Here is a 19,291-nt window from a genome sequence, read left to right on the forward strand (position 1 = left end):
CACCCCAATCTGCTGAGGTGTTCATCGTATTTTCATAAATACGGCCTTATCTTGTCACCCTTCCAACATTAACAGATGTCCAGACAACTGTTTTAAGACTTCACGGCAAGCATTCGCTTTTTCGATATTATCCATCTGCATGGCCGTGTAGAGGCGCTCCAGTTCATCGTCCACTTCCATGCGCAACAACATGAGCCTTTCCTCGCCTTCACGCGAGAGGAACATTTCTTCCATCTCTTCCGCCGTCGGCGCAGGTTCCTTTTGAAAAATGACACGCTGTTTGAATCCGGACACTTCCACGAGCCGAATGACTTCACCGAACAAAATGTTTTCCACGGTCATCTGCTGATCCTTAAACCGCTTCACAACCGCATGCCCGCGTGTATCTCCAATCAGCTTCTCCAGCCACTCTGCAAGCTTTGCATCCTTAATGATATAATCTCCAGTCATCTTGTAGTTCCCCGTGCGTGTCTGTTGAAAGCGGAGCTTTACCAGCTTGCGACCGGTCCGGACTGACAGAATAAAAAAGGATTCGTCCTCGCTCCAATATAGTGAATATCCCTCACGAATAAGGTCTCTGATCAAATTTTGGATATGCCGACGGTTGAACCGCAGCTCCAGATTGCAATATTCAACTTCATAACTCTTATTCACGGCACTCCCTCCATCTGTACCGGATCAACTCCGGCCCTCGTCTTCAATCGCTTCTACTCAATCGGCTTACCCTATTTTATACTTCATTTTATGTAAGGGTACTTGGTTATTTGACTATTTTTCACCGAAAGGACCGCAGGATTGCAGCTTTCCGCAGACGCACAGGGGCAAGCCCCCGATTATCGTGATATAATGGATGCGAAAAAGGGAGCTCCACAACCAAGACGGTCGGTGGAACTCCCTTTTCTTTTGCTTATTTGGCCGGAGCGGTGCGAAACGGATTGCGGGATAACACAAAGTGCACAACGGCAAGTCCTGCCATGACGATGGCACTGCCAATGAATGGGGCCGGATGGCTCACATGGTCCCACAGCAGCCCGGAAACAATAGGGCCGACAACCATGCCTGATCCCTGCAATGTAAGGAAAAATCCCCAGATCGCTCCCCGCTCTCCTTTCGGAATCAGTGTGGCTACAAAAGCATTCCAGGCGGGCAAAATCATGGCATAACTGATGCCCACCAGCATCACAACACCAAACACCACCGGAATGGATGTTATGGAGGAGAATGCGAACAGACTCGCAGCCGCCATCAAAAAACCAACGTTCAGGAACGGTTTCGTGCCAAACCTGTCTACCATTTTACCTACAGGCAGTAAGGCAATAACGGTTATTCCACCTCCCGCAATCAGCAACAAACTGTAAAGGTTCGGTGAGATGTGCAGATCTGTGCGTGTATATAGCGTGATTACTGGACTGAGCAGCCCAATGACAAACGACTGCATAAACAAGGCAGGATACACCAGTGGATTAACATTAAGCGTGCTGCGTACCCGTTGCAGTGTGCCCTTCACACTCTTTTGCAGCCGGATGAACGGCGTGAGCAGATTCGGTTTGGCTGGATATTTCACATCTCCATTCTTCGCCGCTTGCTCGGTATGCTCTCCTTCAACAATGACACGTCCAGGAAGAATCATAGCCACCAGAATAACAAGAATGGCACAACCCATCAGCACGAGGAATATAGTTCGATAATCATGATGCGTGCGCTCCAGCAGCCAGTTCATGCCTATAGGTCCAAGCCCCGTTCCGCCGAGAGCAGCCATCTCCAGCGCCCCCATCGCTGTACCATTCTTGTTCTGTGGGCCTGACATCGCCGTCACCCCTGTCATGGCGCAAGGCCAGAGTGGTGACGTACCAATGCCAAGAATGAGACAGGCCATGGCCAGTCCAAAGGCACTTTTGAGAAAAAGGATCATAATAACAGCGATTAAGGTACAGATTAGTGCTGTAACCATCGTTGCGCGGAACCCGATCCGTTCTGCTGCCCAGCCGGAAGGCGCCCGGAACAGATTATCTCCCAGATATTGAAGAGCAAATGCCACACCAATGACGCCTGCAGACAGACCCAGTATATTATCCATGTACACGGGCAAAACAGCTACCAACAGGGCTCCTTTGATAATTTCAACTAGAAAAAGTGTCAGCCACATCGCGATAAAAAATGGTGATCGCAAAATTTTGGCTGGTTTTGTATCGGTTTGCATTCTTTTTCCCCTTTCGGTGTTCATTTGCCTATTCCCTATCCTTAGTGTAACCGTGGGGAATGTGCCCAAATCTCGGCAATTTAAAAAATTGTCGATTATACTGTTGCATTCGGTTCTTAATTTGCTATACTCATCTTTGTTTACCAATTTTATTAGGAAGGGTTGTGACAGCACTGATGAATCACCACCGTACGCCGCTGTTTACCGCTTTAAAAAATCATGCGGCACTCAATCCGGTACAGTTTCATATTCCGGGCCATAAAAAAGGATTGGGAGCGGATACCGAATTCCGTGAATTTATTGGCGATAATGCCTTCTCCATAGATTTGATTAACATCGCACCGTTGGATGACCTGCATCAGCCAACCGGTGTCATTCAGGAAGCACAGATTTTGGCAGCAGATGCCTTCGGAGCCGATTATACCTATTTTAGTGTACAAGGCACAAGCAGTGCCATTATGACCATGATTCTGTCTGTATGTTCACCGGGTGACAAAATTATTGTGCCCCGTAATGTGCATAAATCGGTTTTGTCCGCCATTATTTTCTCAGGCGCCAAACCCGTATTTGTTTCTCCTTCTCAAGATGCCAATCTGGGCATTGACCACGGAGTGACCACACAGTCTATCCGTCGCGCACTTGAGCGTCATCCAGATGCCAAGGCATTACTTGTAATTAACCCGACCTATTACGGCGTGGTTACCGATCTTAAAGAGATTGTTGAGCTGGCACACAGCTACCAAGTCCCTGTACTTGTTGATGAAGCACATGGCGTACTCATTCATTTCCATGAGGATCTGCCGTTGTCTGCGATGGCAGCAGGTGCCGATATGGCTGCAACCAGTGTTCACAAGCTTGGTGGCTCCATGACACAGAGTTCCGTACTCAACCTGAACACGAAGAATGGGTTCGTGAATCCACAGCGTGTACAGACGATCCTGAGTCTGCTCACCTCAACATCAACTTCATACATTTTGCTTGCTTCACTCGATACATCAAGACGTAACCTGGCACTCCACGGTCGTGAAATTGCACAGAAGGCGATTGAACTAGCTGAGTTTGCCAGACGTTCGATTAACGATATGGATGGCCTGTATTGCTTCGGTAGAGAGCTTCTGGGTACAGAAGCGACCTTCAACTATGATCCAACCAAAGTAACGATCCATGTTCGCCATCTGGGCATTACAGGGTATGAGACAGAGAACTGGCTGCGTGAACATTACAACATCGAGGTTGAACTTAGTGATATGTACAATATTCTGTGTCTCATCACGCCAGGAGATACGGATGACAGTGTCGATATCTTGCTGAACGCTTTGCAGGATCTCTCCCGCACCTATTATCAAGTGAACCCAGCCCATGAACTGGTCGTAAAAGTTCCGGATATTCCACAGTTGATGCTGACTCCACGTGATGCATTCTACGGTGATACCGAAGTGATTCCGTTTAAGGAATCCGCAGGACGTATTATCTCGGAATTCATCTATGTCTATCCGCCAGGAATTCCAATCCTGTTACCGGGTGAGGTTATCACCCAGGAAAATATCGACTACATCATCGATCATGTCGAAGTTGGATTACCCGTCAAAGGACCCGAAGATCGCAGCGTAACCAACGTTAAAGTGATCGTGGAAGCCGATGCCATTTTCTAAAACAACTCCCTTGCGCTGTGCAGGGTATAAACTTAAAGGACCAAGCCCTAGCTTGGTCCTTTTTTATTTTATGAGACAAGCGAGTTTGCATTTTCCCGTCTATTTCGTCGTTCAAACCGGTGGTGTACATGCTCATATACCTCTTAAAAAAACAAACAAAAGGCCCCCTGAGATCAAGGAGCCTTCATGTTATGTTCCAAAAGAATGACTATTCTTGTGATGCAACGAGTTCGTTGTAAGCCGCTTCAACGCGGTTCCACTCTTCTTCGTCTTCAATATTGTAGAGCACCATTTCCTCGTCTTCTTCTTCCATACGCAGGATGATGCCGTCAGCTTCAGGATTGTTACGTTCCAGCAGGAGCGCATAAACATGCTTCTCCACGTCAAACGTCTCCACCAAAACCATCTCCACGTCTTGGCCGTTCTCGTCTGTTAATGTGAGAAGGACTTCTTCATGCTCGTGGTCGTGGTCGTGGTCTTGCCCGCATCCGCAGCCATCGCCGTGTTCATGTGTGTGATCGCTCATTGAAATACCTCGCTTTATAAATAGAAATTGTGTAACCTTGCATATCGTAACATGTTCAATGACCCAGGTCAATTTAACTCACAGGGTAATTTTCGCTTCAATCGTTCAGCGCTGTAATGATTTTCTCCGCTACCAGGACGTAGCTGCTGTTTGCATTTTCTTTAATATGAAAGCCGACCTGATACTTGCCGGCACGACTGAAATCGTACGTAAAATCATATGTGCGGAACCAGAAGTTATCCTTCTGGGTCGTGAGCTCCTGGGACTGGATATCCTTCACCTGACCGCTCGGGTTAGTGATTGTTACTTTCACGGCAGCTACATCTGCTGTCAGACTGTCCACTTGTGAAAATACATTGAATTTCAGCTTACCTACGTTAACGTTGCCAAATACAGTGTCTCCCTTGAAGAGAAAAATATGTACATTCGGTTTGATCACCGTTACTCTCTTGTTACTGCTGTCCCATTTGACGACGCCTCCGGCTTCTCTTACAGGTACATAGGTCGTTCCATCAATGAGATAACCTCCATCAGCTGCTTCCTTGCCGTTAATGAGAACACGAATCTTCTCGTTCACCGAATCTGCAAACAATAAAGACCCGCCGAGCAAGGAGAATACCGTGACACAAAGCAATATTCGTTTCCATTTCATCCCGTCAATATTCCCTCCCCTGCTGCTAGCTGTTGTACATTTATACTGCAGATTCATCCACAAAGTTGCGCTGTTTTTCATCATTTTTCATTTTTTATCCAGAATTTTTTCCACCCCTTGGAATGCACAAAAAGAGGCGATCCTCATTAAAGGATGCCCCTGATCTATAATTGTTATATATACGGGATTATACGAAGAGTTATGAAGAAGTATGGCGGGTCAATATACAGGGAACGCCCTTGCCTAAAGCCCCTTCAATTCTCATACGTGCAGCATAATCCATGCCTCGCGTACATGGTGTCTTACATCTCTCACATACATCCGAAGTGACCAACTTCATGGATACACGAATTTTGTCACTCTTTAATGCGGGAGTTTTCTTGCCCTTTGCTTTTGCCATCCCGGATTCCCCATTTCCCCAAGTGCTTACTAATGTAATGCATCATATGGGGATTCGCCCGGTTGTGTGTCAAACGCAATGATCAAACTTCCTGATCTCGGTTATGTTAAATAAAGCCACCATTTACCCGGATCGTCTGACCTGTAACCCATTGTGAATCCGTTCCAACCAGAAATGAAATGACACTCGCGATGTCTTCCGGCTCACCCAGACGACCAAATGCATTCATTTTACGGATTCCTTCTAGCTGTTGCTCCGTCTTGCCAACCGAGAACAACTCCGTGTTAACCGGACCTGGTGCGACTGCATTAATCGTAATTTGTTTAGAACCAAACTCCTTAGCTAGTTGACGGGTAATCTGCTCTACCGCCCCCTTGGTTCCTGCATACACGCTGTAGTTGGGAAACATCTGTCCTGTTACAGAGGTAGAAAAATTCACAATACGTCCTCCATCTTCCATATGTTTAAGCGCTTGTTGACAAGCAAAGAAAGTACCCTTCACGTTAATGGCAAACTGCTGATCAAATTCTTCCTCTGTCACTTCTGCCAAAGGGGTTGTCTTCATTATACCTGCATTATTGATTAGAATATCCACTTTGCCAAGCTCGCTGATCGTTTGGGAAAACAGACGTTCCACATCTTCCTTCCGCGCCAAATCTGCTTGCACGGTAATGGCACGAACTCCTTTTTGCCGAACAATCTCTGCTATCTCTTCTGCTTTGTCCGGACGACTTGCATAATTAATCACCACATCGGCTCCAAGCTCCGCGAGTTGCTCCGCAATTGCACGTCCAATACCTCGCGACGATCCTGTTACCAAAGCGACCTTACCTGATAATTTGTTCATTCGATCTCCCATCCTCTTCACTAATATTTGGATAAACCGTGTTCGACTAATAACCATACCTGTGCAAATTCATTATCTATCGTATCACTACGCCATTCATAGGCATGTGCCGGGTGATGGAAACGAGCCGTTGCATGAAGAATAGCCGCTGCTATTACCTGAGGATCACTGAACTTAAACTGTTGATTCCCGCGAATAATTTCGCTCAAATGGTGAATAAGATGCTCCACATGTTTGCGGATTAGATCAGCTGATTCTTGGGTAACCCGCGCATACATCTCAAATAATTCGGGATCTGACTCAGCATAATGACATTTAAGATGTATTAATGTTTCTATATATACTTTCAGATGATGTGTACCTTCACTTGCGTTTTTCTCATCCTGGGTTACCAGAGTTAAAGGTGTGATTATTTCTTCTTCAAGCCATTGTTCAGTGACACCTTCAAGCAATGCCTTCTTGCTGACATAATGCCTGTATATCGTTCCATGACTGACTCCGAGTAATTTGGCGACATCGGTGACGGATGTTTTGGCAGCACCGAAGCGTCTTATCGTTTCCTGTGTAGCTGCAATAATCTGCTCTTTAGTGAGAAATTCAGAAGTTTTGTCTTTTACCATATTAACGAGATGGTTAACACCATCCTCTTGCCACCTCCATTGAGGTTAGATTAACACACTTGATAACAAATGACAAATATTGATTTTTGTCATTTGTATCATTTATCATTTTAACGTCCAATGAAGTCATAACAAAAAAAGAGCCCATTAAAACTGGGCTCTCTTGCCTTACTTATCATGTATATTAAGACGCTCTACAATTGACAATAGTTAGTATAGTCACCATTGGTGCATTTAAAAAACGTATTTAAATAATAAAAATATGACAAGGAGGATACCTCCGAGAATGAGCCAGTTGCTGATTTCATACCAAATGCTCTTGCCTCCGGACAGGTATTTCTGTTCATTCTCCTGATGTCGCTGACGGTGTGTATCGGTCTCCGAGCCATGGGGTGGTTTGCCAAAATCCATCATGAGTACATTCCCCTTTCAGCAGTTTTGTGTAATCCTAATACCATTATAACCCATAATTGAGTATGAAATTGATTTTTCTGCATAAAAAGGGCTGTTTCACGCAAATGGTTCTATTGGATAGCAGATAATTCTTCTTCTGTGACCCATTTGTGATTCTTTATCGAATCTCCACCTGTTGTAGGAGTATAATCAACCATATATACCGTTGTCTGTTCAGCAGAATCAATTGTGGCCTTGGCACCCTTCATTCCCTTCATGTGATCAGCGCTCAACACTACCTCAGAACCTGCCGCATACGATTGATCCGTATGGTCCTCTATTTCCTCATGGATAACCCATTTATGATTATGCACGGGATCTCCGCCTGTGGTTGGCGTATACGTAACTGCATATACCGTAGTCTCATATGCTCCAACGATCTTTGCTTTCGCACCCTTCATGCCTGACATGTGGTCGGCACTCATCATTGCCTGGCTTCCTATTGGAAAGGTGGGATTGTTTTTTTCACGCAGTTCTTTCGGTAGCTCTCCCGATTCAGAATGGTGCATCTCACCTGCGGCAGCTGTATGACTGCCATCGTTACTTTTAATAGTCTGTCGAGTCTCCTTGCCACATCCACTCAAAACCAAACTGCTTGTAATCAATATAGTCGATATGGTCAATACGTACTTTTTCATGTTCTGCACTCCTTTAATTCTATTTATACCATTCATTATACCCCCTATAGGTATGTTGCAATCATTAATAGTGCTTTTTCCGAGCAAAGCACATCTTAGAACGGAGCAAAATAATACAAAAAAACCTCCGATTTCTCGGAGGCTTCTTATCAATAACAAATAGTATCAGTGATTACGCGAGTTCCACGTTAACATTCACGTTCCCTTTGATTCCTTTGGAATATGGGCAGTAGTCATGGGCAAGTTTCACAAACTTTTGTGCTGTCTCCTCATCCAGACCAAGAATTTTAACTTCCAAATCGACTTGAAGCTTCACGCCGTTGTCCTCAGAGTCTGTCACCAACATTACGGTTGCAGCTACAGTACTTCTTTCAATTTCAACTTTGTGTTTCTTCAATTGAAACTCCAGTGCGGAGTTAAAACAAGCACTATACCCTGCTGCAAACAACTGCTCCGGATTGGTAGCTGTCGTCACTTGTCCTCCCAGTTCAGGCGGTGCCGCAACATCCAACATAAACACGTTATCTGGGGATTGTACGATTCCTTGACGTCCACCTGTATTGATGACTGTTGTTTCATATAATGTTTTCATTTGTGAAAACTCCTTTAGTTGATTGGATTTATGTTGATTAAAATTCGACTTCTCTTGTATCGCTAACAATTACATTGTACACAATTTAATTGTGTGTGTAAATAGTTAATGAAAAAAAATAATACAGTTTAATGCTGCGTTTAAACGAATAGCGATGATAAGGATTATAATTGTAGTCATCGGTAGAGGAAATTTGTCCTTTCTTAACTGTCACCATCGGATAACCTAAGTAAAACCTAAGGAGGGATAACACGTTTGGAGAATAAATCATTTCTAACCCCGGACAAGCCCAAACATAAATCCAGGGCTCTCTATGAGGTGCTGGCTGTATCAACCAAACTCGGCCTTACTTCATTTGGAGGACCGATCGCTCATCTTGGTTACTTTCATGAAGAATATGTTCGCCGTAGGAAATGGATGGATGAACGAAGCTATGCAGATTTAGTTGCGCTATGTCAATTTTTGCCCGGGCCTGCCAGCAGTCAAGTCGGGATTGGAATTGGCATCATCCGCGGAGGTTTGCTGGGGGGACTGATGGCTTGGCTTGGTTTCACACTTCCTTCTGTCATTGCTTTAGTTTTGTTCGCTTTCCTTCTTCAAGGATTTGATATCAGCAGTACTGGCTGGATTCACGGCCTTAAGATTGTTGCTGTAGCTATTGTCGCTCAAGCGATATTGGGCATGGGGCAAAAACTAACTCCTGACCGTTACAGGGCAACCATCGCTATCTTTACTGCTGCGGCGACTCTTATATGGCAGACTGCGTTCACTCCAATCCTTTTTATTGTTATTGCAGGCATAGTAGGCATGATCCATTTTAGAAAAATGACAAGTATTAAGACAGCAGACTTGTCTGTTCCTGTGAGTCGTAACTTGGCAATATTATGTTTGGCTACGTTCTTTGGAATCCTGATTCTTCTCCCGGTACTCACACCCTTTGATCGTTCGGGATGGCTGTTATTCTTTGATAGCTTCTACCGTTCAGGGTCACTTGTATTTGGTGGAGGGCATGTTGTACTTCCGTTACTGGAACGTGAATTCGTCCCTACGGGCCTGATCAACAATTCCGACTTTTTGGCGGGATATGGAGCAGCACAAGCTGTACCAGGACCATTGTTCACCTTTGCCGGCTATTTAGGAGCGATGATGCGTGGGGTTCCGGGTGCTTTGGTTGCAACGATTGCTATCTTTTTGCCAGCGTTCCTTCTTATCGTAGGAGCATTGCCCTTTTGGAATTCGTTATGTAAAAGTTCTAAAATTCAAGGAGCATTAACCGGAATTAATGCTGCCGTAGTAGGTATTTTGTTGGCGTCGTTGTACGATCCACTTTGGACAACTGCGATCCTGACTCCTGTTGATTTTGCACTGGTATGCATGTTGTTTCTAATGCTCGTTTTTTGGAAAGTACCACCGTGGATCGTTGTCGTTGCTGGTGCAGCAGGCGGTACAATCATCAACCTTCTCTAAATAAAAAAGGTACCCGTACACTTGAACACTTTTTTTTCAAAATGTTCAAGTGTACGGGTACCCGATTATTCTAAGCATACCTTTTTTACCGCTTCATGCAGATTATCGATTTATCCTCTTCGTCATTCCAATCGTAAACTTCTCAAATCCCAGTTTTGCGTAGTAGGTTTCCAAACCTTCCGTGCACATCAGTTGTGGAATGACCTTATTTTTCTCGCAATGCTCAACGATTCGTTTCATTAATTCTGTACCTATTCCTTGAGATTGATAGTCAGGCAGAACGCCTACCCCGCATATTATACCTGTTATCACTCCATCTGATATTACACGCCCCATGCCCACTAAGCGCTGCTGATCATAAGCATACATTGCATACCAACTTTGTTTGCACATACGTTCCAATTCATGTTGAGATAAATTCAGCGAATTCCATCCCAAAGATTCATATAGCGTTAATAATTGGTCGAAGCTCTCAGGTGGTTCTATTGAATAATGTATCGATTCTCTCATCAGATACCTCCTCTATCTACTCCATTTTAGTTCAGTTGCTCCAAATATCCACTTTCATCTGTGCACATTTGAAATACTTGGCCTCTGCCTTGCTTGTAGTCAGTTTCAAAAGACATTGCAGTTCTCCATGTTGGAACAAACCACCGCTAAGGTCAGCAGCAACACCACCATACTGATCATCCGCACCAAGCCATACGGACGGTCTCTCGAGTCCAGCTGAGAACTGTAATCCGGTACAGAGCAGCACAGTGAGATTCTTACGGTTCTGTGCCTCATCTCCTGCTACGCCATGTGTGGTGAAGAACACCATGTTTTGATTAAAATCCGTGTACGTTCCATCTGCTTTATAGGCACGGACCATACCATACTTCTGATTTACGTTTTGAAAAAAGGTGATTCCGGCTTTGCTATCCTTTGATTTAATGCCAACCTGAACTGAAATTCCAATGTTCCCGTTTAATTGTAGCGCTTCCAAAGTGATTGCAATTGCTGTTACTTTCGAGCTGTCAATCAGATGTTTCATTTTCAACTCTGCCGTGGCTCCTGCCGTTGTCGGTGTTGTAACGGTTATGGTCCCTCTGTCGGGCAAAGGCTCAAACGTAGGATTGCCCACTACCTCCACCCAATCCGGTAACGTTCCGTAAAGAAAATCGGCCACAAGCTGTTTGTGAACCTTTCCAAATGGCACGATCTGACCCGCTGCATCACGTATAACCATCTCTACACCCCCACCGAATAGGCTACACCGATATTATGATCGGTATTGTAATACACGTAAACTACACCGTCCATAACGGACACCATCAAGGACTGCATGTTCGTCGTTTCCCAAGTCAATGCCGGAAAATATATATCTGTAGGTTTGTCCAGCAGTTGACGGAAGTCTGCGCTGATCTTGGCAATGGCAGGTCGAGCTACAGTCGTAACCCCACCGGAAGCATAAGCCGATAACATGCCCAGCCACCACATGCTCCCTTTGTACATAAATACACCAGCATTGGATCTCGAAATGTTTTCTCCCGCTGTTAAAGTGGCATCATTACCACCCATTAATGGTCTTGGATCAGCTAACCAGCTACGTCCGTCATGTGAATGCCAGATACATTTACGACCAAAGTCACCACCGCCCATCACCGAGAAACCGATCCATTTGCCGCCATTTCTGAAACACGAGAAGTAACCGGTATGACCATCACCAGGGAACCCGGGAGGTTTGTCCAAAATCAAACCCACTCTTGTCCAGTTAATCATGTCTACAGAGGTCGCAAGTGCCGTTGATTGATTGATCCCCAGTCCGTTTTGTTGATAATACATAAAGAACAATTGTTCTTCATCGTTCCAGATCACAAATGGAGTTTCCGTCGAATTCCCAACCACAGTATCGAGATACACCTGTCCGTGTTTGGTCCATGGTCCTGTTGGGCTGTTCGAGTAGGCTAGTCCAATTCCTCCGATATGATTATGGTTGGTAGAATACGTAGCATAATAATCTGCTTTTGCATCAGGGATAAGCCCCTTCACTTTGATCGCCCGAAACCAATAGATCGATTGAAGACCAGCCATTGCGGCGGTATACATAGGATTGTCCATTTTTTTATCAAATTGAGGCGTGTACATCCGTCTGGATTCTGCATCGCAATAATCAAAAGGCGCAATGGCCCTGTTGGCCTTCATCGCTGCGTCGAGTGCTGCCTGAGCAATATTCTCAGTCGTAGACATAGGAACTCAACTCCTTCGTGAGCAGGGGATTACCATTTACCGGTCGCAAATCTAAAACATCCGAAGTGTCCTCTAATAGGATTGAATAATCAACAACATTACCCACATTCGCAGCCGGCACCTGAGTAATACGAATGATAGGACGAATTCTAGCATCATATGAATACGCTTTCATTTTGTTCATTCCTTTATTTCCTTTACCGTTGTAATCAGCCATTGTCCCTTTCATTGGTACGCCCGGATAATGTTGATCCTTCATATTAATCCCTCCTATTGTTTTCTCCCGATAAGTATATTCATGAAGTTACCATTCTGTTAAAGCATTATGCCCATCTTGCAGCCTATTATTCTAAGTCTGGTTTTCATAACAAGACTAAACAGGCTAACCAATACGAATTGGCTAACCTGTTTGAACGAAGAAACTGCAAAACCAATTACTTATTACTCCGCAAAAAGTGAAGATATGGGATTCGCAACTTTTTTATTGGATTTCTCCTTGCCTTGGTTATCCAATACATAGTACTGGTAAAAGTCGTTAGTGAATCCGATAGACTCCTGTGTTTTCAGCTTAAAAGCTTCAAATGCCGCATCACTCAGATGATCCTCATTCCAGAAATAATGAAGCATCAATCGATTCTGGTTATAGGGATGTTTGATAACGTATGCACCCGCGGCGAGAGGTTGGTTCATGGTATTTTTCCAAGGAAAACCCGTCTGTTTCGTTCGATCAATAATGTTAAATTTTAAAGCCTGCACCAATCCGTTTGACTTGGCATTGCCAATGACAATAAGGTTACTGTTGCCAATCTCTTTTTTCATCTTTTGCTTCAGTTTCTTGCGATCCCGTATAATGTCGTATCTCATACCGGTCATATCAAGGAATCCGGTCAACTGATTAACCATATCTTCCTGCTGTTTAGTTGCAAGCTTACTGACCTGATCGCTGAGCACAATGGTTAATTCCTCGCCTTGAAGGACTTTGTCCATCAATCGATTCATCACTTCATAAGGCAGATTAGGGATCATGCCCATGACAGCCTGATACTGTTGTTGTAACATGTCATGTACATAGGCGGCGGTCTCTTCCTGTGATAATTGGTATTCCGGCTTTAAGACAAAGTTAGGCTGATATAGGGCCATCTGCATTTCTGAACGTACTTCCTTACCAAGCACATCTTCAATGGTGTGAAGCAGCCCCTCTAAAGTTGCATTCTGGTACACGTAGCGTTTGAAATATGTTCTCATGAACTCGTCAAATTTCTCTTCGCCGACGGTACGGTAAAGCTGATAGATCGCTTGTCTTCCCTTCTGATAATATACCAAACCTGCTAAATCCCCAGCTTCATCGTTTGTTGACGCAATCGCCATCTCTACGGGCGCCGTATCAAACTGTACGGATCTGAACCCATTTAACTTATCTCCCTGTTTCTCTGCAAAATACACCATGGAGAAATCGGCAAAGCCTTCATCCAGGAAGGATTCGGTCTCCGAGTTATTACCGATCAATGCATGGAACCACTGATGCGCTATTTCATGAACAAAGGTTGTGTCTTCTTCTGGAATAGCACCATTTTGAATCTGTCCCATCTGGATGAGCCTCGCATACTCCACGGCAACGCCTTGTACATACGTCTCGACAATTCGGAACTCTGGATAGGGATACTTGCCATATTTCTCACTATAAAAATCGATGACCTTGAATGCCTGATTAATGTACCGGTCAACTATCTTTTTCTTGGATGGATCATCGTTGTAATAATAGTATTCCACCGTCAGACCGTTACGGGTAGCGCGTTCCACTTGAAGATTAGGACTTGCAAAGAAAACAAACTCCCTCGTATTCTCGGCTACAGCAGACACAATCTTACGTCCATGTTCTGTACTGTCTTGAGTGGTGATCGTGCCCGGCATGGCTACCTGATACTCATCAGGAACATTTAATTGAACTTCAAAGTCCGATGAGGTGTAATAATCGCTCTCAAATGTTCGACTATACGGTGCCTTGTTCCATTGATGCTTAACCTCGTCGTAAACAGACATCACCGGGAACCAGTGCGCACCATTGATCATGTCCTTGTAGTAGGAAACTCGCTGTGAGCCATAGGGTATATTCAACTGAAACTCCAGTTGGAATGATACCGATTCGCCTGGTTGAACGGGCTCTTTCAACTGCACGGTCAACGCTTGGTTTTCCTTATGGAGCTCCAGCGATTGGCTATCTGCTGTTACAGCCTGAATATCGATGCCACCCAGAAAGTCCTCCGCCGTCTTCTCCGGATGATCTTCACTAATCTTTTCATTATGCTGTTGGTACATGCTCGCCTGTGTAGACTTGGAGAGGTTTGCGTCAGCATATGTATGAAGGACCAACTGCTGGAGGGTATCCTTGCTTGTGTTGCGATACGTTACCTTCTCGCTCCCCTGGATCGTCATGTCCTTCTCATTTAATCGAGCCTGGATCTGGTATTGAATCGGGGTCTGCTCTAAAGAGTCTTTCTGTGTTTTATGTATCTTCGTAGATACAGGAGCTGGGTCTGCTTCCGCGGCAATAACCCCCATGTTGGCAAGAGGGGTTGTTGCCAGTATTAAAGCCAGTGTACCCGCGATCCCTACTCTGGCTAACTTTGATGTAAATGGACTTGAATAATTCATAAGTTCTCTCCTTCTTCTGTTCTATCTTGACCTCAGAACCAAGTATAGAAGACGAACCTTACGCTGAATTTATGTTTTATTTAAGTTTTGTTTAAAAAGAGGAGAGAAACTGAAACTATCGCAAATCGCATTCATGTTTGTATGTAAAAAAAAAGAAAAGAAGCCTTACAATGTAAGGCTTCTCATGTATGATCTGTAGTGGGCTCGAACCACTGACCCCTACCCTGTCAAGATAGTGCTCTCCCAGCTGAGCTAACAGATCATGATATATAAATGTTTCCCAATCAAGTAACAGTATCATATCAAGTAACCGTGTTCATTGTCAATGATTTATTTGGTTATAATTCACCCGAAATGGTGCACAATAAAGGAAAGATTACCATTTCTACAACGAGGTGAATTCCCTATGAGAAACTTAACAAAACGGTCAAAATCCAATGAATATACATTTACCAAATGCTTCTTTCTCTTTGCTGGGCTTGTGCTTCTCAGTACAACCGTTACTGGTTGCAGCTTAGAGAGGGATGAACATACAGTTCAATTCCAACAATTACAACAGCCCAATGAAAATGGTGAAGCTCTGCCCGTTTGGCTGGACGTATACTCCAAATCTGTAATTCAAGATGTATATTCTCCGCGAGGAAGCAGTGAAGTCTTGCCGTGAAGGTTAACAGATGAATTACTCATCTTCATCCCACTTGCGTGAGTATGCTTTCTTGGTCACGTAATACAACAGAGCAATCATTGCAGCCGACATTAACAAGGTAATGACCATGATGCCTGTCATGCCCATCACTATCCCCTCCTCTCCCAATATGTTCCAGACTTCACTATACAGGAAAAACATTTTTTTGTATAATTCAGTCTGATATGTCGCGCAAGAGCAGAAAGAAGGAATGGAATTGGCAGCTGAGATTAGTTATGTATCGACAGAAGAACAACTGGAGCAAGCCCTGGGAATTCGCCATCACGTCTTTGTGATCGAGCAACAGGTGCCTGCCGAGATTGAGATTGATCAATATGATGTCATCAGTCCAGATGTGCATCATGTATTGTTAAGTACGGCTGGCCAAGCTGTAGCCACAGGACGTCTGATCTATTACAGCAAGGATACGGCCAAAATGCAGCGGATCGCGGTGCTTGAGTCTCATCGTTCATTCGGTTATGGACGTGTGCTTCTGCTCGCGATGGAGGAGCGAGCACGTGAACTCGGCTTATCCTATTCTGTACTGGATGCTCAATGTCAGGCACAGAAATTCTATGAAAAACTGGGTTATGAAGTGATTTCGGAAGAACCTTTTTATGATGCAGATATTCTGCATGTTCGTATGAGAAAGAGCCTGTAAAACCTCGGCGTTGGCAGGTCTTATCAGCATATGGTGCATACTTCCGAAGAATTCGGATAGGCTAATCAGGTAAGCAGATTCCTATCTCGTCATATAAGGAGAGTGTGACATCATGGATCAAACAACACGCGAGAGTTTCACAGCCGTACAGAAAAATGGCGACGGTGACCTGACAGCATTTCAGACTTCAGCAGGACGCGTACTGGATTATCAGCAGGCACTTGCAGAAGTAAAAGCTGGCGCTATTGCCGGTGTGAATGTATTTAAAGGCAAGGATGGCGAAATGTACATTCGCGGAGATGCCGACGGTGACCCAACCAACAACCTGGACCAACTTCCCCATTTCTAAAATAGATGCACACGTTGTATGTGTGACACAGTAAGCGCCGATCCGGATATCCGGGTTGGCGTTTTCTTATTATGATTAGTAGTCCGTAAAATATTTTGCAGAGTCCCCGGAAGGTTGGTTTTTGCGAATCGGCTGTTGTACCTGTTCCCATGCCTGCAAAATCTGTATCCCTTCCAGAGTAGACCGGTTCTCCCACGCGATGTACCCGGTGCGTTCAAGCTCCAGCAATGACTCATGAATGTAAGCTCTGCTTCGTCCCGTCTTGGTCTCCAGTTCATCCATACGCGGCAGCCTGCGCCGTTGTCCTGCATAGTTCACCATAATACGCAAAATCTTGCGTTCAAAGTCGTTCAGCATACTGTACCTCCCCATTCTGGTCCTTAACAGGACGCCATGCCAGAATACCTTGCTCCAGAAATGTTCGGGGTGAGCCTTCTTTTCCCGCTGATGCTCTAATCATCCCGCCACGTACACTATTAATTCGAATGTGTCGCTGCGTAATCTGCCCTGCACGATCCATGTAGACAAGCTCCACCATCTGGCCAATATATTTCCCTAGCATAATCATCCCTCCGATAAGAACGTTTGTTTGTATTTCATATTATATGCGAACATAAGTTCTTTATTCAATAGTAAAAAAAGGATTTTGTAAAATAAAAAAACCAGACTTTCACCTTAATGATCAAGGCAGTCTGGTTCATAACGGATCAGTGTCGATCCGATTCCGAAAATTGTACTTTCTTTAACTGTTGTGTAGATGGATTAAAATCAACATTTACATAGACTGCGAATTGCTTGCCGTCTTTAGCACGAACCCACAGCTTGAACTGTTCCCGTGATTGATCCGCTGTTAGAGAGGTACGACCGATATGCTTATAGTCCAAAATATCCACATTATACTTGGTCTGTGTTTCTTTGACCGCAATAATTCCCCACTTCGCATAATCTGGGATAGCGCCACCTGTTCCTGATGTAATTCCGGCTAAACTCAGGACTACCGACATGACAGTAACGATGAGCATTTTCATTTCACTCACTCCTTGGGACAATATGTTTCTGTTATATTGCCCGTCAGGGTTTCATTTTACACGAATAAACGAAAGATCCAGGCCAGTGGCCGTAGGGAAAAAGGAACCACATGAACAAGCCGGTCAAACGAATCAGGAGGCTCCGTCCGAAAGCTCATTCCCCAGTCACCCGAGAAAACGTGTTGTTGTGTCTTTGGCTCCTCAGGACGTTCCAACCCGTATTTCTTCTCAAGTAACTGTCTCGTTGCTTCATCCACCTGAACCTCGTTCGTAACGACATATGCTGTGGCAGGCTCGCTGCTTATGTACATCAGAATCATTAGAAACATCACAATCCTAACTAGTTGTATCCAACGCTTGTTCATCTCTTACTCCTTTATGGATTCATGGCTCTCTTCTCTTGTACGTGAAGACTTGTTTGAATGTTTTATTATACAAAAATTTTACCATAGTAGGAAATAACAAGTGGTAAAAAATATGAGACATTCGTTATGCGATGCTTAAGTCCCATTTGGTTGATTTTTTGTTTGAAAAATCCAATAGACGTGTAATAGGCCATGACAGAGTTACTTCACGATCTGAAACCCTACACGATCTGCCATACCAATTTGAGGAGGTTACACCGAATGTTCAAACGCTTGGATGAAATCCTGATTGAGATTCCCAATGTCGAGAAGCCAGATCCGAATGCTGCGGCAGCCATACAAGAATTACTCGGCGGCAAATTCGGAGAAATGTCAACGTTGAACAACTACCTCTATCAATCTTTTAATTTTCGATCCAAAGAAAAGCTGAAGCCTTTCTATGACCTGGTCATGAGCATTACGGCTGAAGAATTGGGTCATGTTGAACTCGTGTCTCATGGCATTAACAAGTGCCTTAGAGGTTCAACCGAGTACAAAGAACCCGATGATACGCCGCTAGGTTCCGTGAAAGATGCTCGTCTGTCGTATCATTATCTGGCAGGTGCACAAGGCGCAATGCCTTTCGACTCTATGGGTAATCCATGGACGGGAGCAAACGTCTTCAACAGCGGCAACCTGGTCGAGGATCTGCTGCATAACTTCTTCCTAGAATGTGGCGCTCGTACCCATAAAATGAAAGTATATGAGATGACGGATCACCCGGCAGCCCGGGAAGTAGTTGGTTTCCTGCTGGTACGTGGCGGTGTGCATGTCGTCGCATATGCGAAAGCACTTGAGATTGCAACTGGCGTAAATGTGACCAAGCTGGTGCCTATTCCTTCACTGAACAACAAAGCCTTCAACGAGGCTCGTAAATATGAAGAAAAAGGCGTACACACCAAGCTGTACACCTATAGTGATAAAGACTTCAATGCGATCGGCCAGATCTGGAAAGGTACTCACCCGGAAGATGGACAACCTCTTGAAGTCATCCAAGGGATACCTGAAGGATTCCCGATTCCGGAAGCTCCTGCAGTAGAGGAAGAATTCGCACCAGGTATATCGCAAGAAGACTTTAAAGAGATTGCTCGCCGTCTGAAGATGGCAGGGAATATTGCGGATTAAGTCAAGTTGTTTAACAGTTTCTTTCCCTATATATATATTCTTAACTCTATGTTTAGGTGAAGCCCTCAAACCCTGCTGCTGAATGCAGAGAGGATTTGAGGGCTTTGTTAT

General features: G+C 44.6%; 24 protein-coding genes and 1 tRNA gene. 5 read left to right on the forward strand and 20 right to left on the reverse strand.

The window, feature by feature from the left end:
- Positions 1–54: 54 nt before the first annotated feature.
- Positions 55–654, reverse strand: a complete 600-nt coding sequence (locus tag J2X75_RS12355; protein ID WP_076211433.1) for a hypothetical protein — start codon at positions 652–654, stop codon at positions 55–57.
- Positions 655–907: 253 nt separating this feature from the next.
- Complete coding sequence (locus J2X75_RS12360) at positions 908–2,200, reverse strand: MFS transporter (protein ID WP_310336905.1); 1,293 nt, start codon at positions 2,198–2,200, stop codon at positions 908–910.
- A gap of 176 nt (positions 2,201–2,376) precedes the next feature.
- Between J2X75_RS12360 and J2X75_RS12365 the strand changes: the two genes are divergently transcribed.
- Positions 2,377–3,852, forward strand: a complete 1,476-nt coding sequence (locus tag J2X75_RS12365; protein WP_047844430.1) for an aminotransferase class I/II-fold pyridoxal phosphate-dependent enzyme — start codon at positions 2,377–2,379, stop codon at positions 3,850–3,852.
- 208 nt (positions 3,853–4,060) lie between these two features.
- Here J2X75_RS12365 and J2X75_RS12370 read toward each other — a convergent pair whose 3' ends face one another.
- The 8 genes from J2X75_RS12370 to J2X75_RS12405 form a co-directional block, all read right to left on the reverse strand.
- Positions 4,061–4,378 (reverse strand): DUF1292 domain-containing protein, encoded by a 318-nt coding sequence (locus tag J2X75_RS12370; RefSeq protein WP_036614722.1) that lies wholly within the window; start codon positions 4,376–4,378, stop codon positions 4,061–4,063.
- A 97-nt stretch (positions 4,379–4,475) separates the two neighbouring features.
- Positions 4,476–5,030 (reverse strand): stalk domain-containing protein, encoded by a 555-nt coding sequence (locus J2X75_RS12375; protein ID WP_036614723.1) that lies wholly within the window; start codon positions 5,028–5,030, stop codon positions 4,476–4,478.
- Positions 5,031–5,229: 199 nt separating this feature from the next.
- Positions 5,230–5,430: a hypothetical protein gene (locus J2X75_RS12380; protein ID WP_091014226.1), complete on the reverse strand. Its 201-nt coding sequence runs from the start codon at positions 5,428–5,430 to the stop codon at positions 5,230–5,232.
- Between the two features lie 106 nt (positions 5,431–5,536).
- On the reverse strand, positions 5,537–6,277 hold the full coding sequence (locus tag J2X75_RS12385; RefSeq protein WP_150364997.1) for an SDR family oxidoreductase: 741 nt from the start codon (positions 6,275–6,277) through the stop codon (positions 5,537–5,539).
- A gap of 20 nt (positions 6,278–6,297) precedes the next feature.
- A complete protein-coding gene (locus tag J2X75_RS12390) occupies positions 6,298–6,897 on the reverse strand; it encodes a TetR/AcrR family transcriptional regulator (protein WP_310336910.1) in 600 nt (199 codons plus the stop codon).
- Between the two features lie 234 nt (positions 6,898–7,131).
- Entirely contained in the window at positions 7,132–7,311 is a 180-nt protein-coding gene (locus J2X75_RS12395; RefSeq protein WP_310336912.1) for a hypothetical protein, read from the reverse strand.
- 110 nt (positions 7,312–7,421) lie between these two features.
- The gene (locus J2X75_RS12400; protein WP_310336913.1) at positions 7,422–7,988 is read right to left on the reverse strand and encodes a YdhK family protein; all 567 of its coding nucleotides are present in this window, start codon (positions 7,986–7,988) and stop codon (positions 7,422–7,424) included.
- Between the two features lie 172 nt (positions 7,989–8,160).
- On the reverse strand, positions 8,161–8,580 hold the full coding sequence (locus tag J2X75_RS12405; RefSeq protein ID WP_017687397.1) for an organic hydroperoxide resistance protein: 420 nt from the start codon (positions 8,578–8,580) through the stop codon (positions 8,161–8,163).
- Between the two features lie 255 nt (positions 8,581–8,835).
- Between J2X75_RS12405 and J2X75_RS12410 the strand changes: the two genes are divergently transcribed.
- Entirely contained in the window at positions 8,836–10,047 is a 1,212-nt protein-coding gene (locus J2X75_RS12410) for a chromate transporter (RefSeq protein WP_310336915.1), read from the forward strand.
- A 102-nt stretch (positions 10,048–10,149) separates the two neighbouring features.
- On the opposite strand, the gene J2X75_RS12415 is transcribed toward J2X75_RS12410, so the two are convergent.
- The 6 genes from J2X75_RS12415 to J2X75_RS12440 form a co-directional block, all read right to left on the reverse strand.
- Entirely contained in the window at positions 10,150–10,557 is a 408-nt protein-coding gene (locus tag J2X75_RS12415) for a GNAT family N-acetyltransferase (protein WP_192134129.1), read from the reverse strand.
- Between the two features lie 31 nt (positions 10,558–10,588).
- Complete coding sequence (locus tag J2X75_RS12420) at positions 10,589–11,275, reverse strand: hypothetical protein (protein WP_307534421.1); 687 nt, start codon at positions 11,273–11,275, stop codon at positions 10,589–10,591.
- A gap of 2 nt (positions 11,276–11,277) precedes the next feature.
- Positions 11,278–12,276: a glycoside hydrolase family protein gene (locus tag J2X75_RS12425; RefSeq protein ID WP_310336917.1), complete on the reverse strand. Its 999-nt coding sequence runs from the start codon at positions 12,274–12,276 to the stop codon at positions 11,278–11,280.
- Complete coding sequence (locus J2X75_RS12430; RefSeq protein WP_124116061.1) at positions 12,263–12,535, reverse strand: hypothetical protein; 273 nt, start codon at positions 12,533–12,535, stop codon at positions 12,263–12,265. Before J2X75_RS12430 ends, J2X75_RS12425 begins: the two co-directional genes overlap by 14 nt.
- 182 nt (positions 12,536–12,717) lie before the next feature.
- Positions 12,718–14,928, reverse strand: coding sequence for a M1 family metallopeptidase (locus tag J2X75_RS12435; RefSeq protein WP_310336920.1), 2,211 nt, complete (start codon positions 14,926–14,928; stop codon positions 12,718–12,720).
- Between the two features lie 189 nt (positions 14,929–15,117).
- Positions 15,118–15,190, reverse strand: a tRNA-Val gene (locus tag J2X75_RS12440).
- 640 nt (positions 15,191–15,830) lie between these two features.
- Here J2X75_RS12440 and J2X75_RS12445 point away from each other — a divergent pair.
- On the forward strand, positions 15,831–16,274 hold the full coding sequence (locus tag J2X75_RS12445) for a GNAT family N-acetyltransferase (RefSeq protein ID WP_310337640.1): 444 nt from the start codon (positions 15,831–15,833) through the stop codon (positions 16,272–16,274).
- A 112-nt stretch (positions 16,275–16,386) separates the two neighbouring features.
- Positions 16,387–16,623, forward strand: a complete 237-nt coding sequence (locus tag J2X75_RS12450; RefSeq protein WP_017687389.1) for a DUF3892 domain-containing protein — start codon at positions 16,387–16,389, stop codon at positions 16,621–16,623.
- A 75-nt stretch (positions 16,624–16,698) separates the two neighbouring features.
- Here J2X75_RS12450 and J2X75_RS12455 read toward each other — a convergent pair whose 3' ends face one another.
- The 4 genes from J2X75_RS12455 to J2X75_RS12470 form a co-directional block, all read right to left on the reverse strand.
- On the reverse strand, positions 16,699–16,980 hold the full coding sequence (locus J2X75_RS12455) for a LexA family transcriptional regulator (protein WP_310336923.1): 282 nt from the start codon (positions 16,978–16,980) through the stop codon (positions 16,699–16,701).
- Positions 16,964–17,185, reverse strand: coding sequence for a hypothetical protein (locus J2X75_RS12460; protein ID WP_307534408.1), 222 nt, complete (start codon positions 17,183–17,185; stop codon positions 16,964–16,966). The genes J2X75_RS12455 and J2X75_RS12460 overlap by 17 nt, the downstream gene beginning before the upstream one ends.
- A 145-nt stretch (positions 17,186–17,330) precedes the next feature.
- A complete protein-coding gene (locus J2X75_RS12465; RefSeq protein ID WP_310336926.1) occupies positions 17,331–17,651 on the reverse strand; it encodes a DUF3889 domain-containing protein in 321 nt (106 codons plus the stop codon).
- A 56-nt stretch (positions 17,652–17,707) separates the two neighbouring features.
- Positions 17,708–18,016 carry a hypothetical protein gene (locus J2X75_RS12470; protein ID WP_310336928.1) on the reverse strand — a complete coding sequence of 103 codons (309 nt, stop codon included), beginning with the start codon at positions 18,014–18,016 and terminating at the stop codon, positions 17,708–17,710.
- Between the two features lie 261 nt (positions 18,017–18,277).
- Here J2X75_RS12470 and J2X75_RS12475 point away from each other — a divergent pair, with 261 nt between their 5' ends.
- A complete protein-coding gene (locus J2X75_RS12475) occupies positions 18,278–19,180 on the forward strand; it encodes a manganese catalase family protein (protein WP_091014199.1) in 903 nt (300 codons plus the stop codon).
- The last annotated feature ends 111 nt before the right edge of the window (positions 19,181–19,291 follow it).

Source organism: Paenibacillus sp. 2003 (assembly GCF_031455635.1).
GTDB lineage: Bacteria > Bacillota > Bacilli > Paenibacillales > Paenibacillaceae > Paenibacillus > Paenibacillus amylolyticus_B.